The organism is Citrobacter sp. wls717 (genome assembly GCF_005280955.1).
GTDB lineage: Bacteria > Pseudomonadota > Gammaproteobacteria > Enterobacterales > Enterobacteriaceae > Citrobacter > Citrobacter werkmanii.
The window spans coordinates 107,961-128,081 of the sequence record NZ_SZWW01000011.1 but is presented as its reverse complement, the minus strand read 5'-3'; the positions used below and the strand labels follow the sequence as shown (position 1 = coordinate 128,081).

Here is a 20,121-nt window from a genome sequence, read left to right as displayed (position 1 = left end):
CAGACATCAGTTTCAGCTTGATTACAGATAACATCGACATGCTAAAGGCGTGTTGATAACAGAATTTGCCTGGCGGCTGTAGCGCGGTGGTCCCACCTGACCCCATGCCGAACTCAGAAGTGAAACGCCGTAGCGCCGATGGTAGTGTGGGGTCTCCCCATGCGAGAGTAGGGAACTGCCAGGCATCAAATAAAGTGAAGAAGCCCGTCCTGCCGGATGGGCTTTTTTGCGTCTGTGGTGAACACAGCCGTTGTTACCTGGATGTAGGCCTGATAAGCGCAGCGCATCAGGCACATTGCGGCACCGTGGTTATCTTCTTACCCATTGCATAACAAAATCAGCAAGTTGCTGTATATCATTAATATCTAATGATGGAACATCCACAGGTAACGGAACATCACTGGCAACCGCGATAACAAACTCATCCATCGCCAACTCTTCAGAACTATGCCCGCAGCCCTCGCGAAAAAGCAGGATCTTCGCAACAGGTTCATGCTTAAATCCCTCAACCAGTACCATATCCAACGTCGAAGCATCCATCCTGCTTACCAGATACGCTAAATCCAGTTCGGGTTCTTCCGGTGTTTCTACCATTAACGCCCAACGTTGCTGACTGGCGACCAGTGTTTGTGCCGCCCCTGCCTTGCGCAGCTCATAGCTATCTTTGCCGGGCTTGTCGATATCCATATTATGGTGAGTATGCTTAATCAATCCGGGTCTAATACCTCTGGCGCGCAGCTCAGGGATCAGTTTCTTTAGCAGCGTGGTTTTTCCCGTACCGCTCCATGCCGCAATGGCAAGTAATGGGATCATGATTTTTCCTGCCATTTTGCGAGTTCTTCAGGTGTGTTCACGTTTACGAATGCATCTTTATGATCGCTGAAATCGACGGCATGACCGCCAGCCTGACGCATAAAAATCATGACGCGTCGTTCACCTGACTGAAGATAATCCTGTAGCAAGGGCTGCAAGGAACGGTGCATCAGGGCAATGGTCGGGTGATCTCTTTCCCCATCATGCACCCAGACGATTGGTGCAGCTTTGCGCTGCTCTTTTAAACGAGAGACCAGATCGTGAGGAATATAGGGCATATCGCACGGGCAGAACAAAAACCAGTCTCCCGCTTGCTGCAGGAATACCGACAGCATCCCGGCCAGTGGGCCAGGGAAATCGGCCAGGGCATCGGGAATCACTTTCAGGCCGCTTTGTTGGTAGATATCCCGGTGGCGATTGGCATTAACGACTACGGTTTCGACCTGCAAAGCGAGGGTATCGGCTACATGCCGCCAAAGCGGTTTACCGTCCAGCTCAAGCAAACCTTTATCCGTTCCGCCCATCCGTCTGGCCTTACCGCCCGCCAGCACAACCCCTGTTATTGCACTATCCAGAATCACTGATATCGCCTCTTTTAATGTGGGATTGACCCTGCTAACGTATCCGTATTGAGCCTAAGGAGCACAACCATGAAATGTAAACGCCTGAATGAAGTTATTGAACTCCTCCAGCCAGCCTGGCAGAAAGAACCCGATCTTAACCTGATGCAATTTTTACAGAAACTGGCGCAAGAGTCAGGTTTTGACGGTGAACTGGCGGATTTAACTGATGACATTCTGATCTATCACCTGAAAATGCGTGACTCGGCGAAAGACGCCGTCATCCCAGGTATTCAGAAAGATTATGAAGAAGATTTTAAAACAGCCCTTCTCCGCGCACGTGGCGTAATTAAAGAGTAAAAGCTTGTAATCGCCGCCACCGAAAGCGCTGCGAAATGATATCCTGAATCATTCGTAGTATTTTCCGGATGATGGGATGAACGACAACGCTTTTACTTTCCAGACGCTACACCCGGATACCATCATGGATGCGCTGTTTGAGCAGGGGATCCGGGTGGACTCCGGGCTTACCCCGCTTAACAGCTATGAAAACCGTGTCTATCAGTTTCAGGACGAAGACCGCAGACGCTTTGTCGTTAAGTTTTATCGCCCTGAGCGTTGGTCTGTCGATCAGATCCAGGAAGAGCACCAGTTTGCTCTGGAACTGGTGAGCGATGAAGTGCCGGTTGCTGCGCCGCTGGTACTGAACGACCAAACACTGTTAAGCCATCAGGGTTTTCATTATGCGATCTTCCCAAGCGTCGGCGGGCGCCAGTTTGAGGCAGATAACATCGATCAGATGGAGGCGGTTGGGCGCTATCTGGGGCGTATGCACCAGACTGGCGGCAAGCGTAATTTCGCTTTCCGTCCCACGATTGGCCTTGAAGAGTATCTGACCGAACCGCGTAAACTGTTTGAACAGGCCCAACTTATTCCATCAGGGCAAAAAGCAGCCTTCCTGAAAGCAACGGATTCACTTATTACAGTAGTTTCCGAATGCTGGCATACGCGTTTTGCCACGTTACGCCTGCACGGTGATTGTCATGCCGGCAATATTCTGTGGCGTGACGGCCCAATGTTTGTCGATTTAGATGATGCCCGCAATGGTCCGGCTGTTCAGGATTTATGGATGCTCCTCAATGGTGATAAAGCTGAACAACGCATGCAGCTTGAAACCATTATCGAGGCTTATGAAGAGTTTAGTGAGTTCGACACGACAGAAATCGGACTGATCGAACCTTTACGTGCTATGCGTTTAGTTTATTATCTTGCGTGGCTGATTCGACGTTGGGGTGACCCTGCGTTTCCAAAAAACTTCCCGTGGTTAACCGGGGAAGATTACTGGCATCGTCAGACCGCAACTTTTATTGAGCAGGCAAAAATTCTGCAAGAGCCCCCCTTACAATTAACGCCAATGTATTAATCGGAGAAACTTGAACATGAAAAAAATATGGCTGGCGCTGGCTGGTATGGTTTTAGCTTTTAGCGCATCTGCGGCGCAGTTCCAGGATGGCAAACAATACATCACTCTGGAAAAGCCTGTTGCGGGTGAACCGCAAGTGTTGGAGTTCTTCTCCTTCTACTGCCCGCATTGCTACCAGTTTGAAGAAGTGCTTCATGTGTCTGATAACGTGAAGAAAAAACTGCCGGAAGGCACCAAGATGACCAAATACCACGTCGAGTTTCTTGGGCCTTTGGGTAAAGATCTGACGCAGGCCTGGGCTGTTGCTATGGCACTTGGCGTTGAAGATAAGGTCACTGTTCCGCTGTTTGAAGGGGTTCAGAAAACCCAGACCGTTCAGTCTGTTGCAGATATCCGTAAAGTGTTTGTCGACGCGGGTATTAAAGGTGAAGACTACGATGCGGCATGGAACAGCTTTGTGGTGAAATCACTCGTGGCGCAGCAGGAAAAAGCGGCGGCTGATTTACAGCTGCAGGGCGTTCCGGCGATGTTCGTGAATGGTAAATACCAGGTAAACCCGCAAGGCATGGATACCAGCAGCATGGATATCTTTGTACAGCAGTATGCGGATACCGTGAAATTCCTGGTTAGTCAGAAGTAAAAGCGAAAGCCGGTCATTGACCGGCTTTTTTGTTTGTGGCTTTAATCGCATCTATTTGCGCGTCTTTCTCGCTCCAGAGCGTATTCAACCATAGCTGAAACCGACGCTTGAAACCTTTATCGTTCACGTAATCACCGTGCAACTCTTCTTGAATTTGCTCCAGGTTCACCCGTACGACAATACGCGTTAATTTGCCGCTCAGCATATCGTAGAAAGGGCGGCTGCTATTTTCCGGGTAGCACAACGTGACGTTCAGCAACTTATCAAACTGCGACCCCAGCACATTCAATGCCATAGCGATACCGGCCGCCTTAGGTGGGAGCAGGTTTTGATAGGGGGAGCGGGTTTGCTCACGTTTCTCGTTAGTAAAGCGTGAACCTTCGACAAAATTCACGATAGTTGTCGGGTGTACGCGAAACTTCTCGCAGGAACGACGCGTTGTTTCCACATCTTTACCGCGCCGTTCCGGGTGACGGAGCAGATAGCCGCGTGAATAACGTTTCATAAACGGCATATCCAGCGCCCAGCAGGCCAGGCCAATAAACGGCACCCAGGCCAGCTGTTGTTTGAGAAAATATTTATTCATCGGGATGTGCTTACGGAACAGAACGCAAAGCACAACGATATCGGCCCAGCTGTAATGATTACAAATGAGCAGATACCAGTTTTTTTTGCTAAGACCTTCCAGCCCTTCGACGTCCCACTTCAATCGTGGATTGAGGTGTAGAAGTAGCGCCAGACCTTCACACCAGCAATACATCATGAAATTACAGAAGATGGAAACCTTGCGCCAAACGACAGGAACAGGCAAAAGGAGTTTTACAACCCCGGCAAGGATGATCGGCACAGAACAAAAAATCGTGACCAATATGGTCAATACGATACTCAGCAACAGCGTTATCGCAGCGAGTATTCTTGTCATAATTAAATTATTCAAAAGGTTAGCCATAGACAGTGCGCTAAAGAGGCGCAAGGGGCTAATTTTATCAGAAAACGAACCAAATGATGGATCTTCCCTGAATAGAAAAAAAAGGAATATCTATCCACATCAGGAGACAAGCGATAAAAATGGAATAAAATGCTGCAAGTTTCTTTAATTAACTGAAATATAGGAAAAAATGTAATTGATCAATAATTAACGTGCTATATTTAAAGCGCTGAAAATTATTTATTCACAAAGTTATCCACAATTTGATTTGCGATCAAAGCAGAAGAACTGCAAAAGTTTTTCAACAAAAACGGCGAAAAACTCATGTTTTCATCCCGTCTGTGGCATCCTTTACCCATAATCTGATAAACAGGCACGGACATTATGGTTCAGATCCCAGAAAACCCACTTATCCTTGTAGATGGCTCATCTTACCTTTATCGCGCATATCACGCGTTTCCGCCGCTGACTAACAGCGCAGGAGAACCTACTGGTGCGATGTACGGTGTTCTCAACATGTTGCGTAGCTTGATTCTACAATATCAGCCGACCCATGCTGCTGTGGTATTCGACGCTAAGGGTAAAACCTTCCGTGATGAATTATTCGAGCATTACAAGTCACATCGCCCGCCAATGCCTGACGATCTGCGCGCGCAGATTGAACCTCTGCATGCGATGGTAAAAGCGATGGGGCTGCCATTACTGGCTGTTTCAGGCGTGGAAGCCGATGATGTTATCGGTACGCTGGCGCGTGAAGCGGAAAAGGTTGGTCGTCCGGTGTTGATCAGTACCGGTGATAAAGATATGGCTCAGCTGGTGACACCGAACATCACCCTGATCAACACCATGACCAATACGATCCTCGGCCCGGATGAAGTGGTGAATAAGTACGGTGTGCCACCTGAGCTGATCATTGATTTCCTGGCGCTGATGGGCGACTCCTCCGATAACATTCCAGGCGTTCCTGGCGTGGGTGAAAAAACGGCTCAGGCTCTGCTCCAGGGGCTGGGTGGGCTGGATACCCTTTATGCTGAATCTGACAAAATTGCGGGGCTGACTTTCCGTGGTGCGAAAACCATGGCGGGCAAGCTTGAGCAAAATAAAGAGGTGGCGTACCTCTCTTATCAATTAGCGACCATTAAAACAGATGTTGAGCTGGAGTTAACCTGCGAGCAACTGGAAGTGAAGCAGCCCGCAACAGATGAACTGCTTGGTCTGTTTAAACAGTACGAATTTAAGCGTTGGGTTGCAGACGTAGAATCCGGTAAATGGCTACAGGCGAAAGGAACGAAGCCAGCGGCTAAACCGCAGGAAACAATCGTCGTCGAGGCTACGCCGGAAGAACCTGCGACGGCTCTTTCCTACGATAATTACGTGACGATTCTGGATGAAGCGACGCTGGAAGAGTGGATCGCGAAGCTGAAAAAAGCGCCCGTCTTCGCCTTTGATACAGAAACTGACAGCCTGGACAATATCTCTGCGAATCTGGTTGGACTGTCTTTTGCCATTGAACCGGGCGTGGCGGTGTATGTTCCTGTTGCCCATGACTACCTGGACGCCCCCGATCAGATCGCGCGCGACCGTGCGCTGGCGCTGCTAAAGCCGCTGCTGGAAGATGAGAACGCGCACAAAGTCGGGCAAAACCTGAAGTACGATCGCGGTATCCTGGCGAATTATGGCATCGAGCTGCGCGGCATCACCTTTGACACCATGCTCGAGTCCTACATTCTTAACAGCGTTGCTGGACGACACGATATGGACAGCCTGTCCGATCGCTGGCTGAAACATAAAACCATCACCTTTGAAGAGATCGCCGGAAAAGGCAAAAACCAGCTGACCTTTAACCAGATAGCGCTGGAAGAGGCCGGTCGTTACGCTGCGGAAGACGCCGACGTTACGCTACAGTTGCATCTGAAGATGTGGCCAGAATTGCAGCAGCATAAAGGGCCGCTGAACGTCTTTGAAAATATTGATATGCCGCTGGTGCCGGTTTTGTCTCGCGTTGAGCGCAACGGTGTGAAAATCGATCCGGCTGTTCTGCACAAGCATTCAGAAGAGCTGACGCTGCGTTTGAACGAGCTGGAGCAAAAAGCGCACGAGATTGCCGGCGAAGCGTTTAACCTCTCTTCCACCAAGCAACTGCAAACCATCCTGTTTGAAAAGCAGGGCATTAAGCCGCTGAAGAAAACGCCTGGCGGCGCACCATCAACGTCGGAAGAGGTACTGGAAGAGCTTGCGTTGGATTACCCATTGCCGAAAGTGATCCTGGAATATCGCGGGTTAGCAAAACTGAAGTCGACCTATACGGACAAGCTTCCGTTGATGATTAACAAGAAAACCGGGCGCGTACATACCTCCTATCATCAGGCTGTTACCGCGACCGGGCGCTTGTCTTCAACGGATCCGAACCTGCAAAACATCCCGGTACGTAATGACGAAGGTCGTCGTATTCGCCAGGCGTTTATTGCGCCGGAAGACTACGTGATTGTTTCCGCGGACTACTCGCAGATTGAACTGCGTATCATGGCGCACCTCTCGCGTGATAAAGGCTTACTTACCGCATTTGCCGAAGGGAAAGATATTCACCGCGCAACGGCTGCTGAAGTCTTTGGCTTACCGCTGGATTCAGTAACTAACGAACAACGCCGCAGCGCGAAAGCTATCAACTTCGGTCTGATCTACGGGATGAGCGCCTTTGGTCTTGCTCGCCAGTTAAATATTCCGCGCAAGGAAGCACAGAAGTACATGGATCTCTACTTCGAACGCTATCCTGGCGTGCTGGAATATATGGAACGCACGCGTGCACAGGCAAAAGAGCAGGGTTACGTTGAAACGCTGGAAGGTCGTCGCCTCTATTTGCCGGATATTAAATCCAGTAATGGCGCTCGTCGTGCGGGTGCTGAACGTGCCGCAATCAACGCCCCGATGCAAGGTACTGCCGCAGACATTATTAAGCGAGCCATGATAGCCGTAGACGGATGGCTGCAAACCGAGCAACCGCGCGTGAGCATGATCATGCAGGTTCACGATGAACTGGTGTTTGAAGTGCACAAAGATGACCTGGAAAGTGTGTCGAAAAAGATCCATCAACTGATGGAAAACGAGACCCAGATTGACGTGCCGTTATTAGTGGAAGTCGGTAGTGGTGAAAACTGGGATCAGGCGCACTAAGGGGTGACTGAATAACGGCCTTTTTTCGTAACTAAGCAACATAAGATAGAACTTTTTGTGATGTCCATTAGAATTCCCTATGTAAGGAATGAAAAAAAATTACAAAAAGTGCTTTCTGAGCTGCTCAAAAAAGAGTAAAGTTATTCTCGTAGGGTACAGAGGTAAGATGTTCTATCTTTCAGACCTTTTACTTCACGTAATCGGATTTGGCTGAATATTTTAGCCGCCCCAGTCAGTAATGACTGGGGCGTTTTTTATTGTGCGCAAGAAAAGTTTCGCTCACGCCGTAGGCCGGATAAGACGCGCAGCGGCGCCATCCGGCATAGCGGGGGATTATTCCCCGTCCTGAATCTCTTCAACCGGTGCCAGTTCACTAAACCAGCTATCCAGCTTCTGACGCAGTTTGTCTACGCCCATTTTTTTCAGTGATGAAAAGGCTTCTACCTGCACATCACCATTAAATGCCAGCACGGCTTCACGTACCATATTCAGTTGAGCTTTGCGCGCGCCGCTGGCCAGTTTGTCTGCTTTGGTCAGCAGCACCAGAACCTGAACGTTGCTCTCTACCGCCCATAGGATCATCTGCTGGTCCAGATCTTTAAGCGGGTGACGAATATCCATTAACACGACCAGGCCTTGCAGGCTCTGACGTTTTTCCAGATATTCCGCCAGTGCGCGCTGCCATTTGCGTTTCATCTCTTCCGGCACTTCGGCGTAACCGTACCCCGGCAGGTCAACCAGGCGTTTGCCGTCAACGACTTCAAACAGGTTGATGAGCTGAGTACGACCCGGTGTTTTAGATGTACGCGCCAGACTCTTTTGATTAGTCAGGGTATTTAGCGCACTGGATTTGCCTGCGTTGGAACGGCCAGCAAAAGCCACTTCGATTCCGGTATCGGAAGGTAAGTGGCGAATATCAGGCGCACTCATCACAAAATGCGTCTGTTGATAATTCAAGTTAGTCAAAGCGGTCCTCTCCATCAATCAAGGCTTTGCAGCGATTATACCTGAACACCAGCAAAAGGCTGGTTTTTCGACGCGTAGCCAGTGTAAGCAAAAACCACTCACTTTGTGAGACATTGCCGATAGTATCTATACGAGATGACAGGGTAAAAAATGACATGGCCTAAATAAATCATATGGTTACGGTTAGGCAGTATTCTTAAAATCCGAAATTGTTACCTTGGTTACTTGTACGTTTAAGCCAAAACGGTAAAGTAGTGCCCATAGCGAGGAAGCTGACAGGATAGACGACTCAGGATGAGGGTCAGGAGCGCCAGGAGGCGAAGACACAGGATTGTCAGGAAGACAAACGTCCGGAGACGTTAGTAAAAGGAAATGGAAACAACACGGAATGTTTCAGGCTAAGGGAAAAACAGGGTGTGTTGATAGCCAACAGGGATAGTAGAGCCCGTAAGGGTTGAGAGTCAGGAAAAAAGGCGACAGATTACTCTGTCGCCTTTTTTCTTTATTTCTGCTAGATTCCGGCGCAAATATATACTGAATAAAAACAGCCAAAGACGAATCATGATGAAACCAACTTCTACACCACGCGGTAAAGGTCCTGCAAAAGCGCGTCGTAAAACACGCGAAGAAATTAACCAGGAAGCTCGCGACCGTAAGCGCCAGAAAAAACACCGTGGCCATGCGGCGGGTAGCCGTGCGTCCGGAAGCGATGGCGCATCTGGTGGCGGAAAGCAAAATAAGCAACAAGATCCTCGTATTGGCAGTAAAACCCCCATTCCATTGGGCGTGACCGAAAAAGTCACCAAACAGCACAAACCGAAGAGTGAGAAACCTATGCTTTCACCACAGGCTGAGTTGGATTTACTGGAAACGGATGAGCGCCTGGATGCGCTGTTGGAACGTCTTGAAGCAGGAGAAACCCTGAGTGCGGAGGATCAGACCTGGGTTGATGCCAAGCTGGATCGCATTGATGAGCTGATGCAAAAGCTGGGTCTCTCTTACGATGACGAGGAAGACGAGGAAGAAGAAGAAAAACAGGAAGACATGATGCGCCTGCTGAAAGGCGGCAACTAACGGTTTTACACCGTGGGTCTTCCCGTCCTGCTTATAACCCTTCCGGTTATATGTTATCTGGTGTGGTTATTCGTTAAACTACAGCGGTTGTCGCGGCGACAGAAGTGGCTGCGCAACCGGCTTATTACTCGCACAGGGGTTAAGCCGGTACGCCGTACCCGCCAGAGACGCCATCGGAAGGAGTGAGCATGTCAGAGCAGCTAATAGACTGGGACCTGGCCCTGATCCAGAAATATAACTATTCCGGGCCACGATATACCTCGTACCCAACCGCGCTGGAGTTTTCTGAAGACTACGGCGCCGAGGCGTTTTTAAACGCTGTGGCGCGTTACCCTGAGCGTCCGCTCTCGTTGTACGTTCACATCCCGTTCTGCCATAAACTGTGTTACTTCTGCGGCTGCAACAAGGTTGTGACGCGTCAGCAGCATAAAGCCGATCAATACCTCGATGTGTTAGAACAAGAGATCATTCATCGCGCACCGCTGTTTGCCGGACGCCATGTCAGCCAACTGCACTGGGGCGGCGGCACGCCAACGTACCTGAATAAAGCGCAAATCAGCCGTTTGATGTCGTTGCTGCGTGGCAACTTCAACTTTAATGCGGACGCGGAAATCTCGATCGAAGTTGATCCACGTGAAATTGAGCTGGATGTACTCGATCACTTACGTGCTGAAGGTTTTAATCGCCTGAGCATGGGCGTACAGGATTTCAATAAAGAAGTTCAGCGTCTGGTTAACCGTGAGCAGGATGAAGAATTTATCTTTGCGCTGCTGAATCATGCGCGGGAGATTGGCTTTACCTCGACGAACATCGATCTGATTTATGGCCTGCCAAAGCAGACGCCGGAGAGCTTTGCCTTTACCCTGAAACGTGTGGCTGAGCTGAATCCAGACCGATTGAGCGTTTTTAACTACGCGCATTTGCCAACGCTGTTTGCTGCTCAGCGCAAAATCAAAGATGCTGACCTGCCCAGCGCGCAACAGAAGCTGGATATCCTGCAGGAGACCATCTCGTCACTGACCGAAACCGGTTATCAGTTCATTGGCATGGATCACTTTGCTCGCCCGGATGACGAACTGGCGGTTGCTCAACGCAAAGGTGTGCTGCATCGTAATTTCCAGGGGTATACCACCCAGGGGGATACCGATCTTTTGGGGATGGGCGTATCGGCCATCAGTATGATTGGCGACAACTACGCGCAGAACCAAAAAGAGCTGAAGCGCTATTATCAGCAGGTAGACGAGCAGGGGAACGCGTTATGGCGTGGAATTGCGCTGACTCGCGATGACTGTATTCGTCGGGATGTGATTAAGCTGCTGATCTGCAACTTCCGCCTCGACTATGCCGCCGTGGAACAGCAATGGGATCTGAATTTTGCTGACTATTTTGCCGAAGACCTGAAACTGCTGGCGCCGCTGGCGAAGGATGGGCTGGTGGATGTGAATGAGAAGGGGATTCAGGTTACGCCTAAGGGCCGCCTGCTGATTCGGAATATTTGCATGTGCTTTGATGCCTATCTGCGCCAGAAAGCGCGGATGCAGCAGTTCTCACGCGTCATTTAGCCGGGTTGCCCGGTGGCGCTGCGCTTACCGGGCCTACGAAATATCAATACGTAGGTCGGGTAAGCGCAGCGCCACCCGACAAACCCACTAGCTGAACAGTCCAACCAGCGCCGCGCACAGCACTGCGGCAACCGCAGTTTGTGGCGTATGGCTTTCGACCGCACCGCTCGACAGCAGATTAATCATTGATTCCAGCATGATGACTTCCCCCCGTTAGCCGGGCACGATCATACTTAACTCATCGGAACAGTAAAGCGCAAAATAGCAGCAATTTGCGCTCAATTATCAATCTTTACACAGCGACCGATCGTCACTCCATTCCGAGTTCTTTTAACTTACGCGTCAAGGTATTACGGCCCCAGCCGAGCAAACGCGCTGCTTCCTGTTTATGCCCCTGGGTATGACGCAGCGCGGTGGTCAACAGCGTGCGCTCCATCTCTGGTTGAGCTTCAGAAAGCAAGTTTTGATGACCGGAACGTAATGCCCGGTCTGCCCACTGCGCTAACAGCGTTGCCCAACTGTCCGGCTGCATAGTGGACGGCGCGTCTGGCACGCTGGTTTCAAAAAGCTCGGTCGGCAAGTCCTGAATCAATACTTCCTGTCCGGCAGCCATGACGGTTAACCAGCGGCAGGTGTTTTCAAGCTGGCGTACGTTGCCTGGCCAGGCCAGACGCGTAAGCGCTGCCTCGGTTTCGGGATGTAATTGCTTGGCTTCCACCCCCAGCTCGCGGGCCGCTTCCTGCAGGAAATGACGTGCCAGGCGAGGGATGTCTTCCCGACGTTCACGCAGCGGGGGCAAATGAACGCGAATGACATTCAGACGGTGGAATAAATCCTCACGGAATTTGCCTTCCTGTACGCGCAGTTCCAGATTCTGATGCGTGGCGGCGATGATGCGAACATCCACTTTCACCGGCGCATAACCGCCCACACGGTAAAACTGTCCATCGGCTAATACGCGCAATAAACGCGTTTGCACGTCCAGCGGCATATCGCCGATTTCGTCGAGGAACAGCGTACCACCGTCAGCCTGCTCAAAACGCCCCTGACGAATGGTATTTGCCCCGGTAAACGCCCCTTTCTCATGACCGAACAGTTCAGACTCGATCAAATCTTTCGGGATAGCCGCCATGTTCAGCGCGATAAACGGCGCTTTGACGCGTGGGCTGTGGCGGTGTAGGGCATGAGCGACCAGCTCTTTACCGGTCCCGGACTCTCCATTAATCAATACGCTGATTGAAGAACGTGAAAGCCGGCCAATAATGCGAAAAACATCCTGCATCGCCGGCGCTTCGCCAATGATGTCGGTCGTTGGACCGTGGATTTGTACATTACGCGGCTGCTGCTGTTCCTGATAATGACTGATGGCGCGTTCTACCAGCGCCACAGCTTCGTCAATATCAAAAGGTTTGGGCAGATAATCAAACGCCCCTTGCTGGTAGGCGCTGACGGCGGCATCCAGATCGGAATGCGCCGTCATTATGATGACCGGAAGCATCGGATGACGCTGTTTGATCTGTTTTAACAGGGTCAGACCATCCATACCCGGCATGCGAATGTCTGACAACAGCACGTCCGGTGTTTTGCTGGCCAGTGCATCCAGTACCTCTTTACCGCTTTCAAATGCGGTACAGCTCAGACCAGCTCCTGCGAGCGCACGTTCTAGCACCCAACGGATGGAACTATCGTCATCAACGACCCAGACTATTCCTCGTTGCATAAACGTCACCTTTATTTCCTGATAGGCAGGTAAACCGAGAACTCGGTATGACCCGGCCAACTGGTAAATTCAATTTTGCCGGAATGCTGATCAATTAAATTACGGGCGATGGATAATCCAAGGCCGGTACCGCCCTCGCGACCGCTGACCATTGGGTAGAACAGCGTGTCCTGCAAATGAGGGGGAATACCCGGGCCGTTATCCTCAACATCGATCCGCGCCGCCAGACGGTAACGCACGCCGTGCAGCGTGAGCTGAAACGCAGTGCGGGTACGCAGTACGATCTCGCCGCCTTCCGGCCCTAACGCTTGCAGGGCATTGCGCACGATATTCAGCAGAACCTGTTCTATCTGGTCCGGGTCGTGCAATAACTCAGGCAGGCTCGGATCGTAATCACGAATTAGCGTAACGTTTTCTGGCACTTCCATCGAAACCAGCGCCACCACACGCTCCGCCACTTTGTGAATACTTTCCGTGATATGCATGCCCGGTTGTTGCGGTCCTAACAGACGGTCGACCAGATTACGCAGGCGATCGGCCTGCTCAATAATAACTTTGGTATATTCGGTCAGCGCCGGGTCCGGGAGCGCTTTACTGAGAAGCTGCGCCGCGCCGCGTAAACCGCCCAACGGGTTTTTAATTTCATGCGCCAGACCGCGTACCAGATCGCGGGCGGCAATTTGCTGGGCATGCTGGAGCTGTTCCTGACTCAGACGGCGCTGGTTATCCATTGGCGCCATCTCCAGCAGGATAAGCCCATCAGGCAGCCTCTGGGCGGTCACAGAGAGGATATGCGAGTGGCTGTCTATCACCAGCGTCACTTCGTTATCCGTAAAGCCCTGACCAGCTTCCAGGCTCTCACGCATCAGTCCGATGTTTAACGAAAAATAACTCAACAGATCGGGCAGCGGTGTACCAAACAGTTTGCGGGAGCTTTGGGCGAGCAGTTGTTGCGCCGCCGGGTTGGCGTAATGTATCGACAGCTCATCGTCGACGAGTAAGATGCTATTGATTAAAGAATTGAGGATCTGCCCAGCATCGGGCAGCGTGCCGGTTGCCATTCAGCAGTCTCCTGAAAAGTGTTGCACCATTTTAGTGCATTATAGCTTTTTATGGATAAAAAGCGCGAGAAAGCAGGTTGTTAGTGGAGAAAAAAGCCCATCCAGAGATGGGCTAAAAGTTCCACGGCAACTAAAACCTTCGTCTTTCTCCCTACAGCTGTGTTGGCTGCTTTCGCTCACCCCAGTCACTTACTTATGTAAGCTCCCGGGGATTCACTCAATTGCCGCCTTGCTGTAGCAAGAAATCCATTGGTTATTACACCCTCTGCACGTTTTTATGTGAGAGTGTAAAAGTTAAATTAAACGCTGTAGTACAGCTCAAACTCTACCGGGTGCGGCGTCATGCGCACACGGTCATCTTCTTCACGACGCAGCGCAATGTACGCATCGATCGCTTCATTGGTGAACACGCCGCCTGCAGTCAGGAACTCGCGGTCCAGATCCAGTTCTTTCAGTGCTTCTTCCAGAGAACCTGCAACCTGTGGGATCTCCTTCGCTTCTTCAGGAGGCAGGTCGTACAGGTTTTTGTCCATCGCTTCACCCGGGTGGATCTTGTTCTTAATACCGTCAAGACCCGCCATCAGCAGCGCGGCGAAGCACAGGTACGGGTTAGCAGCCGGGTCCGGGAAGCGCACTTCGATACGACGCGCTTTCGGAGAAGCCACTACCGGAATACGGATAGAAGCAGAACGGTTACGGGCAGAGTAAGCCAGCATTACCGGCGCTTCGTAACCCGGGACCAGACGCTTGTAGGAGTTGGTGGTCGGGTTCGCCAGGGCGTTGATCGCTTTAGCGTGTTTGATAACGCCGCCGATGTAGTACAGCGCCTGCTCAGACAGACCCGCATATTTGTCACCGGAGAACAGGTTTACGCCGTTCTTGGACAGGGACATGTGGCAGTGCATGCCGGAACCGTTATCGCCAAACATTGGTTTTGGCATAAAGGTCGCGGTTTTACCGAAACGGTGAGCGACGTTGTGAACCACATATTTGTAGATCTGAATTTCGTCCGCTTTTTTGGTCATGGTGTTGAAGCGGGTCGCGATTTCGTTCTGACCAGCAGTCGCTACTTCGTGGTGATGCGCTTCAACGACCAGGCCCATTTCTTCCATGATCAGACACATGGTAGAACGGATGTCCTGAGAAGAATCTACCGGAGGAACCGGGAAGTAACCGCCTTTCACGCCCGGACGGTGACCTTTGTTACCACCTTCGTATTTGGTGGAGGAGTTCCATGCGCCCTCGATATCATCGATAGCCACGTGGGAACCGGAAATGGACGCGCCGAAACGGATGTCGTCAAACAGGAAGAACTCTGGCTCTGGCCCGAACAGAACGGTGTCTGCGATGCCGGTAGAACGCAGGTACTCTTCAGCGCGTTTAGCGATGGAGCGCGGATCGCGGTCGTAGCCCTGCAGCGTACCGGGTTCCAGGATATCACAACGGATGATCAGGGTGGACTCTTCATAGAACGGGTCAATGAGTGCAGTAGACGCATCTGGCATCAGAACCATGTCTGATTCGTTAATGCCTTTCCAGCCACCGATTGAGGAGCCGTCAAACATTTTGCCTTCTTCAAAGAATTCGGCATTTACCTGATGAGCAGGAATAGTGACGTGCTGTTCTTTACCTTTAGTATCAGTGAAGCGCAAATCAACAAACTTCACTTCGTGTTCGTTCAGCATCGTCAAAACGTGTTCAGCGGACATACTTACTCTCCCGGATTGGTCATGGTCGTCGTGGTAACGAAGTCTTCAATTCTGCAAAAAATTGGCCGTGTCGCCGTAAAAAAGATAAAGCGAAATCTGTGCCAACTTTTAAATTGCCCCTAAAAGGCGTTATCATGCGCACTATCGTGCAAAGGGGCTGCACCAAGAAGGATGTATTGCACCATTATAGTGCTTTAGTGTGAACATTAAGCACCATATTGGTGCAACACACCTCAGATTACCCCTTTTAACGCTCCGTGAATGTGATCACAAAGAAACTCTGCAATACTTGTTTGCGGAGGATGTTTGTGATCCTGTTTTGTACTGCGATTAATCCGTGTACAATAACGCGCTATTTCTAAAATGCCTGAGGCAAAGTTGTGATCGAAAATTTGCGTAACATCGCCATCATCGCGCACGTAGACCATGGTAAAACGACCCTGGTAGACAAGCTGCTCCAACAATCCGGTACGTTCGATGCACGTGCTGAAACCCAAGAGCGCGTGATGGACTCCAACGATTTGGAGAAAGAGCGTGGGATTACCATCCTCGCTAAAAACACCGCTATCAAATGGAATGACTACCGTATCAACATCGTTGACACCCCGGGGCACGCCGACTTCGGTGGTGAAGTTGAACGTGTAATGTCCATGGTCGACTCCGTGCTGCTGGTGGTGGATGCAATGGATGGTCCGATGCCGCAGACGCGCTTCGTGACCAAAAAAGCCTTTGCCCATGGCCTGAAGCCAATTGTTGTTATCAACAAAGTTGACCGTCCTGGCGCGCGCCCTGACTGGGTTGTTGATCAGGTATTCGACCTGTTCGTTAACCTCGACGCTACCGACGAACAACTGGACTTCCCGATCGTTTACGCTTCCGCGCTGAACGGTATCGCAGGTCTGGATCACGAAGATATGGCGGAAGACATGACTCCGCTGTATCAGACCATCGTTGATCGCGTACCGGCTCCGAACGTAGACCTTGACGGCCCGCTGCAGATGCAGATCTCTCAGCTGGACTACAACAACTACGTTGGCGTTATCGGTATCGGCCGCATCAAACGCGGTAAAGTTAAACCGAACCAGCAGATCACTATCATTGATAGCGAAGGCAAAACCCGCAACGGTAAAGTCGGTAAAGTTCTGACCCACCTGGGTCTGGAACGTATCGAGAGTGATATTGCCGAAGCAGGCGATATCATCGCGATCACCGGTCTGGGCGAACTGAACATCTCCGACACCATCTGCGACCCGCAGAATGTCGAAGCGCTGCCGGCTCTGTCCGTTGATGAACCGACCGTAACCATGTTCTTCTGCGTAAACACCTCTCCGTTCTGTGGTAAAGAAGGTAAATATGTTACCTCTCGTCAGATCCTTGACCGCCTGAACAAAGAGCTGGTGCACAACGTTGCGCTGCGCGTTGAAGAAACCGAAGATGCGGATGCGTTCCGTGTTTCCGGTCGTGGTGAGCTGCACCTGTCTGTTCTGATCGAAAACATGCGTCGTGAAGGTTTCGAAATGGCGGTTTCCCGTCCGAAAGTTATCTTCCGCGAAATCGATGGCCGTAAACAAGAGCCGTTCGAAAACGTAACGCTGGACGTTGAAGAGCAGCATCAGGGTTCTGTGATGCAGGCTCTGGGTGAGCGTAAAGGCGATCTGAAAAACATGAATCCAGATGGCAAAGGCCGCGTACGTCTTGACTACGTGATCCCAAGCCGTGGTCTGATCGGCTTCCGTTCAGAATTCATGACCATGACCTCCGGTACCGGTCTGCTGTATTCCACCTTCAGCCACTACGACGACGTTCGTGCGGGTGATGTGGGTCAGCGTCAGAACGGCGTACTGATCTCCAACGGCCAGGGTAAAGCAGTTGCGTTCGCACTGTTCAGCCTGCAGGACCGCGGTAAGCTGTTCCTGGGTCACGGTGCTGAAGTTTACGAAGGCCAGATCATCGGTATTCACAGCCGCTCTAACGACCTGACCGTAAACTGCCTGACCGGTAAGAAACTGACCAACATGCGTGCGTCCGGTACTGACGAAGCAACGGTTCTGGTTCCGCCGGTTAAGATGACTCTGGAGCAGGCTCTGGAATTCATCGATGACGACGAACTGGTAGAAGTGACTCCAACCTCTATCCGTATCCGTAAGCGTCACCTGACTGAAAACGATCGTCGCCGTGCAATGCGTGGCGCGAAAGAAGAGTAATTAACGCTCTTTCTCAGGTAAGCATAAAAAAGCCGCTGGTTATCAGCGGCTTTTTATTATCTCGGGAGTATCAGAAGAAATACTTTGCCCCAATACGAATCTGATTTTGCTCGCGATGATAAGGTTCCACATTGCGATCTAACCAGCGTAACTCCAGATAGGGTAGCCAGTGTTCATTGATACGATACTTAAAGGTATTTGTAATTTCCCAGTGATGATCTTTTCCGTTACTGCTGTTGAAGTCATTAACTCGTATAAAATAGTGCGGCTCAAAGGTATAGGAAAACTTATCGGTGATAGTAAAATTCCAGTAGTTACCTATTTCATAGGTATCGTTATTATCCTGATCACCGTTTAGATCGGTTGAACTGTAGTTATTATGGTTATAACGATTACGCACGGTAAGATTAAACCACGGGGTAAATTTATAGTTAACATCCAGGTAGGCAGCGCCACCGGAACCCGTACTCTTATCGTTGATCAACCCACCGGGCTGGATAGTTAATTTATCCGTTGGTTTAAATAAAGGATACCAACCTTCTATTTCGTTATAGCCGTGTTTTAACTCATCCTTGCGTTGCATGGTGTAGGTGTTGGTGAGCATGATACCTGCGCCCATATCGGAGTTATAGCCAACGCGCATCATCACTTCTATCTGATCGGATGCCAGATTATATGCCTCGCGGTTCTCGACATAGGCGCCTGCAAAAACAGAAGTAGACATAACAGAGGATAAGAGAATTATTGTCGTTAACTTTTTCATAATAAATCCATTTTTTAAGCGTAGGGAGGCCGCCATCCATTAAGATGGAATAAGCGGCAATTATTTTTATACGTTTACAGCAGAGGTATTATTTTTAGTGGTAACAGGATCCGCTTGAGTGTTGTTTTTCTTCCGTTGGCTGATTTCCTCAATAATAAAAGCAAAACGCGTTTCATTGAGTTTATAAAATAAACCCATCGTGAATGCAGCGATAATAGCCAGCCCGCAAGGCCACAGAAAAATAAGCTGACGCAGGCCAAGCAGGGTGGCATCGCTCTGGGTTATGTTGGGAATATAACCGATTTGCGTCAGCATGATGCCTGGCAGGAAACCCGCGAGCGCAGCGGAAATTTTGCGAGAAAAGGTATAACCCGTATACACCGAACCTTCCGCGCGGATCCCCGTTTTCCATTCGCCATAATCGACCGTATCCGGAACCAACGCCCAGTTCAGGCTGTTGACGAATGCTGTCCCGAAGAAGGCCATACAGGAGAATGTTACGAACAAAAATGACGTACTGCCCCAGAAAAAGTTCAGAACATCACCGACAGCCCATAATGCCAAACCGCCGAGATAAACCTGCTTTTTACCGAAGCGTTTCACGGTCGCGGGAACCAGCAGCACGCCGACCAGAATGCATCCCATGCTGAAAAAACCCATCCACGACAGCAGATGAATATCATTGAGCACGTACTGGGTGTAATACACCTGGATTGCCAGTTTGATGTTGAATGCGGCCAGTGTACACAGGTTGGCGACACACAGCACCAGCAGCGGGGGATTACGGAAAATGGCACAGAATGATTTGAGAATGCTGGGCTTATGGTGATCCGGCACGATTTCGATATAACGTTCTTTCACACCGCTAAAGCACCACCACATGCTGAATAGCCCGCAGACTGAAAAGATCAATGCGGCAATCAGATAACCCAATGAGGGGGAACTGACAAACAGCGCCTGAATCGGCATAAAGCCAACGGTACACAATAGCAGACCCATGGTTGCGCCGCCCTGACGCCAGGCGGCGAGCTGAGCGCGTTCATGTGGGTTTTTCGTGATAGCTGGCACCATCGCGCCGTAGGAGCAGTTCATCAAGCTATAGAACAGACCAAACAGCATAAACAGCACCGTCGCCAGCCCGGTTTTCACCGTGAGCGTAAAATCTGTCGCTAAAAACTGCGCGCTGGCAACGATTGCGACAGGGAATGACGCATATAAAATAAAGGGTCTGAATTTTCCTTTTGTGCCAATATTTCGCCTTGAGTCCAGCAATACACCGGTCAGCATATCGGTAAAGGCGGTGAAGAACTTCGCCACCAGAAAGATAATCCCACCGTAATATGCAGGCATCCCTAGTTCATCGGTATAAAATTTAAGCAGATACAGCGTGCCGATACACAGCATCAAATTTGAGCCGAAGTCACCCACTCCGTAGGCGAATTTTTCACGCAGGCTCAGTTTTAGCGTTAGCGGATCATGAAAAGACATAATCGCTCCTCAATAGCGCCCCGTAGAGCGCTATTCATT

The 20,121-nt window shown here is 50.5% G+C and carries 17 protein-coding genes, 1 rRNA gene and 1 pseudogene; 9 read left to right on the top strand and 10 right to left on the bottom strand.

The features are described 5' to 3' along the window. Window positions 1-68 precede the first annotated feature (68 nt). Window positions 69-184, top strand: a 5S ribosomal RNA gene (rrf, locus tag FDX09_RS09460). 125 nt (window positions 185-309) lie between these two features. On the opposite strand, the gene mobB is transcribed toward rrf, so the two are convergent. Together mobB and mobA are read right to left on the bottom strand one after the other, a co-directional pair. Further along, on the bottom strand, window positions 310-813 hold the full coding sequence (gene mobB / locus FDX09_RS09455) for a molybdopterin-guanine dinucleotide biosynthesis protein MobB (RefSeq protein ID WP_137347109.1): 504 nt from the start codon (window positions 811-813) through the stop codon (window positions 310-312). Then, complete coding sequence (mobA, locus tag FDX09_RS09450) at window positions 810-1,394, bottom strand: molybdenum cofactor guanylyltransferase MobA (RefSeq protein ID WP_085049695.1); 585 nt, start codon at window positions 1,392-1,394, stop codon at window positions 810-812. Before mobA ends, mobB begins: the two co-directional genes overlap by 4 nt. A 69-nt stretch (window positions 1,395-1,463) precedes the next feature. On the opposite strand from mobA, the gene FDX09_RS09445 reads away from it, so the two are divergent. The 3 genes from FDX09_RS09445 (at window position 1,464) to dsbA (ending at window position 3,436) form a co-directional block, all read left to right on the top strand. After that, window positions 1,464-1,733, top strand: coding sequence for a YihD family protein (locus tag FDX09_RS09445; protein WP_003028616.1), 270 nt, complete (start codon window positions 1,464-1,466; stop codon window positions 1,731-1,733). A gap of 76 nt (window positions 1,734-1,809) precedes the next feature. Continuing rightward, window positions 1,810-2,796 carry a serine/threonine protein kinase gene (locus tag FDX09_RS09440; RefSeq protein ID WP_137347108.1) on the top strand — a complete coding sequence of 329 codons (987 nt, stop codon included), beginning with the start codon at window positions 1,810-1,812 and terminating at the stop codon, window positions 2,794-2,796. Between the two features lie 16 nt (window positions 2,797-2,812). Then, complete coding sequence (dsbA, locus tag FDX09_RS09435; RefSeq protein ID WP_038635827.1) at window positions 2,813-3,436, top strand: thiol:disulfide interchange protein DsbA; 624 nt, start codon at window positions 2,813-2,815, stop codon at window positions 3,434-3,436. Between the two features lie 13 nt (window positions 3,437-3,449). Here the strand turns inward: dsbA and FDX09_RS09430 are convergent, their stop codons facing one another. Further along, complete coding sequence (locus FDX09_RS09430; protein ID WP_038635830.1) at window positions 3,450-4,385, bottom strand: acyltransferase; 936 nt, start codon at window positions 4,383-4,385, stop codon at window positions 3,450-3,452. 363 nt (window positions 4,386-4,748) lie between these two features. On the opposite strand from FDX09_RS09430, the gene polA reads away from it, so the two are divergent. After that, the gene (gene polA, locus FDX09_RS09425; protein WP_137347107.1) at window positions 4,749-7,535 is read left to right on the top strand and encodes a DNA polymerase I; all 2,787 of its coding nucleotides are present in this window, start codon (window positions 4,749-4,751) and stop codon (window positions 7,533-7,535) included. A 333-nt stretch (window positions 7,536-7,868) separates the two neighbouring features. On the opposite strand, the gene yihA is transcribed toward polA, so the two are convergent. After that, window positions 7,869-8,501: a ribosome biogenesis GTP-binding protein YihA/YsxC gene (yihA, locus tag FDX09_RS09420; RefSeq protein WP_069324898.1), complete on the bottom strand. Its 633-nt coding sequence runs from the start codon at window positions 8,499-8,501 to the stop codon at window positions 7,869-7,871. A gap of 209 nt (window positions 8,502-8,710) precedes the next feature. Here yihA and FDX09_RS09415 point away from each other — a divergent pair. The 3 genes and pseudogenes from FDX09_RS09415 to hemN all read left to right on the top strand — a co-directional run bounded on the left by FDX09_RS09415 (window position 8,711) and on the right by hemN (window position 11,137). Beyond that, window positions 8,711-8,959: pseudogene (locus FDX09_RS09415) on the top strand (hypothetical protein). Window positions 8,960-9,062: 103 nt separating this feature from the next. After that, the gene (gene yihI, locus FDX09_RS09410; protein ID WP_038635839.1) at window positions 9,063-9,575 is read left to right on the top strand and encodes a Der GTPase-activating protein YihI; all 513 of its coding nucleotides are present in this window, start codon (window positions 9,063-9,065) and stop codon (window positions 9,573-9,575) included. 188 nt (window positions 9,576-9,763) lie between these two features. Further along, window positions 9,764-11,137 (top strand): oxygen-independent coproporphyrinogen III oxidase, encoded by a 1,374-nt coding sequence (gene hemN / locus FDX09_RS09405; RefSeq protein WP_121529775.1) that lies wholly within the window; start codon window positions 9,764-9,766, stop codon window positions 11,135-11,137. Between the two features lie 87 nt (window positions 11,138-11,224). Here hemN and FDX09_RS09400 read toward each other — a convergent pair whose 3' ends face one another. The 4 genes from FDX09_RS09400 to glnA all read right to left on the bottom strand — a co-directional run bounded on the left by FDX09_RS09400 (window position 11,225) and on the right by glnA (window position 15,627). Continuing rightward, window positions 11,225-11,335: a YshB family small membrane protein gene (locus FDX09_RS09400; protein WP_003028631.1), complete on the bottom strand. Its 111-nt coding sequence runs from the start codon at window positions 11,333-11,335 to the stop codon at window positions 11,225-11,227. A 112-nt stretch (window positions 11,336-11,447) separates the two neighbouring features. Beyond that, complete coding sequence (gene glnG / locus FDX09_RS09395; protein WP_038642954.1) at window positions 11,448-12,857, bottom strand: nitrogen regulation protein NR(I); 1,410 nt, start codon at window positions 12,855-12,857, stop codon at window positions 11,448-11,450. Between the two features lie 11 nt (window positions 12,858-12,868). Further along, entirely contained in the window at window positions 12,869-13,918 is a 1,050-nt protein-coding gene (gene glnL, locus FDX09_RS09390) for a nitrogen regulation protein NR(II) (RefSeq protein WP_038635845.1), read from the bottom strand. Between the two features lie 299 nt (window positions 13,919-14,217). Next, window positions 14,218-15,627: a glutamate--ammonia ligase gene (gene glnA, locus FDX09_RS09380; protein WP_038635848.1), complete on the bottom strand. Its 1,410-nt coding sequence runs from the start codon at window positions 15,625-15,627 to the stop codon at window positions 14,218-14,220. Between the two features lie 380 nt (window positions 15,628-16,007). Between glnA and typA the strand changes: the two genes are divergently transcribed. Next, entirely contained in the window at window positions 16,008-17,831 is a 1,824-nt protein-coding gene (typA, locus tag FDX09_RS09375) for a ribosome-dependent GTPase TypA (RefSeq protein WP_003028641.1), read from the top strand. Window positions 17,832-17,901: 70 nt separating this feature from the next. On the opposite strand, the gene ompL is transcribed toward typA, so the two are convergent. After that, entirely contained in the window at window positions 17,902-18,594 is a 693-nt protein-coding gene (ompL, locus tag FDX09_RS09370) for a porin OmpL (RefSeq protein WP_085049701.1), read from the bottom strand. A gap of 66 nt (window positions 18,595-18,660) precedes the next feature. Beyond that, the gene (locus FDX09_RS09365; RefSeq protein ID WP_085049702.1) at window positions 18,661-20,082 is read right to left on the bottom strand and encodes an MFS transporter; all 1,422 of its coding nucleotides are present in this window, start codon (window positions 20,080-20,082) and stop codon (window positions 18,661-18,663) included. Between the last annotated feature and the right edge of the window lie 39 nt (window positions 20,083-20,121).

Bases quoted from the DNA above. Each gene is read 5' to 3' on its own strand.
- mobB (WP_137347109.1), bottom strand. From the start codon at position 813: ATGATCCCATTACTTGCCATTGCGGCATGGAGCGGTACGGGAAAAACC.
- FDX09_RS09445 (WP_003028616.1), top strand. From the start codon at position 1,464: ATGAAATGTAAACGCCTGAATGAAGTTATTGAACTCCTCCAGCCAGCC.
- FDX09_RS09440 (WP_137347108.1), top strand. From the start codon at position 1,810: ATGAACGACAACGCTTTTACTTTCCAGACGCTACACCCGGATACCATC.
- dsbA (WP_038635827.1), top strand. From the start codon at position 2,813: ATGAAAAAAATATGGCTGGCGCTGGCTGGTATGGTTTTAGCTTTTAGC.
- FDX09_RS09430 (WP_038635830.1), bottom strand. From the start codon at position 4,385: ATGGCTAACCTTTTGAATAATTTAATTATGACAAGAATACTCGCTGCG.
- polA (WP_137347107.1), top strand. From the start codon at position 4,749: ATGGTTCAGATCCCAGAAAACCCACTTATCCTTGTAGATGGCTCATCT.
- yihI (WP_038635839.1), top strand. From the start codon at position 9,063: ATGATGAAACCAACTTCTACACCACGCGGTAAAGGTCCTGCAAAAGCG.
- hemN (WP_121529775.1), top strand. From the start codon at position 9,764: ATGTCAGAGCAGCTAATAGACTGGGACCTGGCCCTGATCCAGAAATAT.
- FDX09_RS09400 (WP_003028631.1), bottom strand. From the start codon at position 11,335: ATGCTGGAATCAATGATTAATCTGCTGTCGAGCGGTGCGGTCGAAAGC.
- glnG (WP_038642954.1), bottom strand. From the start codon at position 12,857: ATGCAACGAGGAATAGTCTGGGTCGTTGATGACGATAGTTCCATCCGT.
- glnL (WP_038635845.1), bottom strand. From the start codon at position 13,918: ATGGCAACCGGCACGCTGCCCGATGCTGGGCAGATCCTCAATTCTTTA.
- glnA (WP_038635848.1), bottom strand. From the start codon at position 15,627: ATGTCCGCTGAACACGTTTTGACGATGCTGAACGAACACGAAGTGAAG.
- ompL (WP_085049701.1), bottom strand. From the start codon at position 18,594: ATGAAAAAGTTAACGACAATAATTCTCTTATCCTCTGTTATGTCTACT.
- FDX09_RS09365 (WP_085049702.1), bottom strand. From the start codon at position 20,082: ATGTCTTTTCATGATCCGCTAACGCTAAAACTGAGCCTGCGTGAAAAA.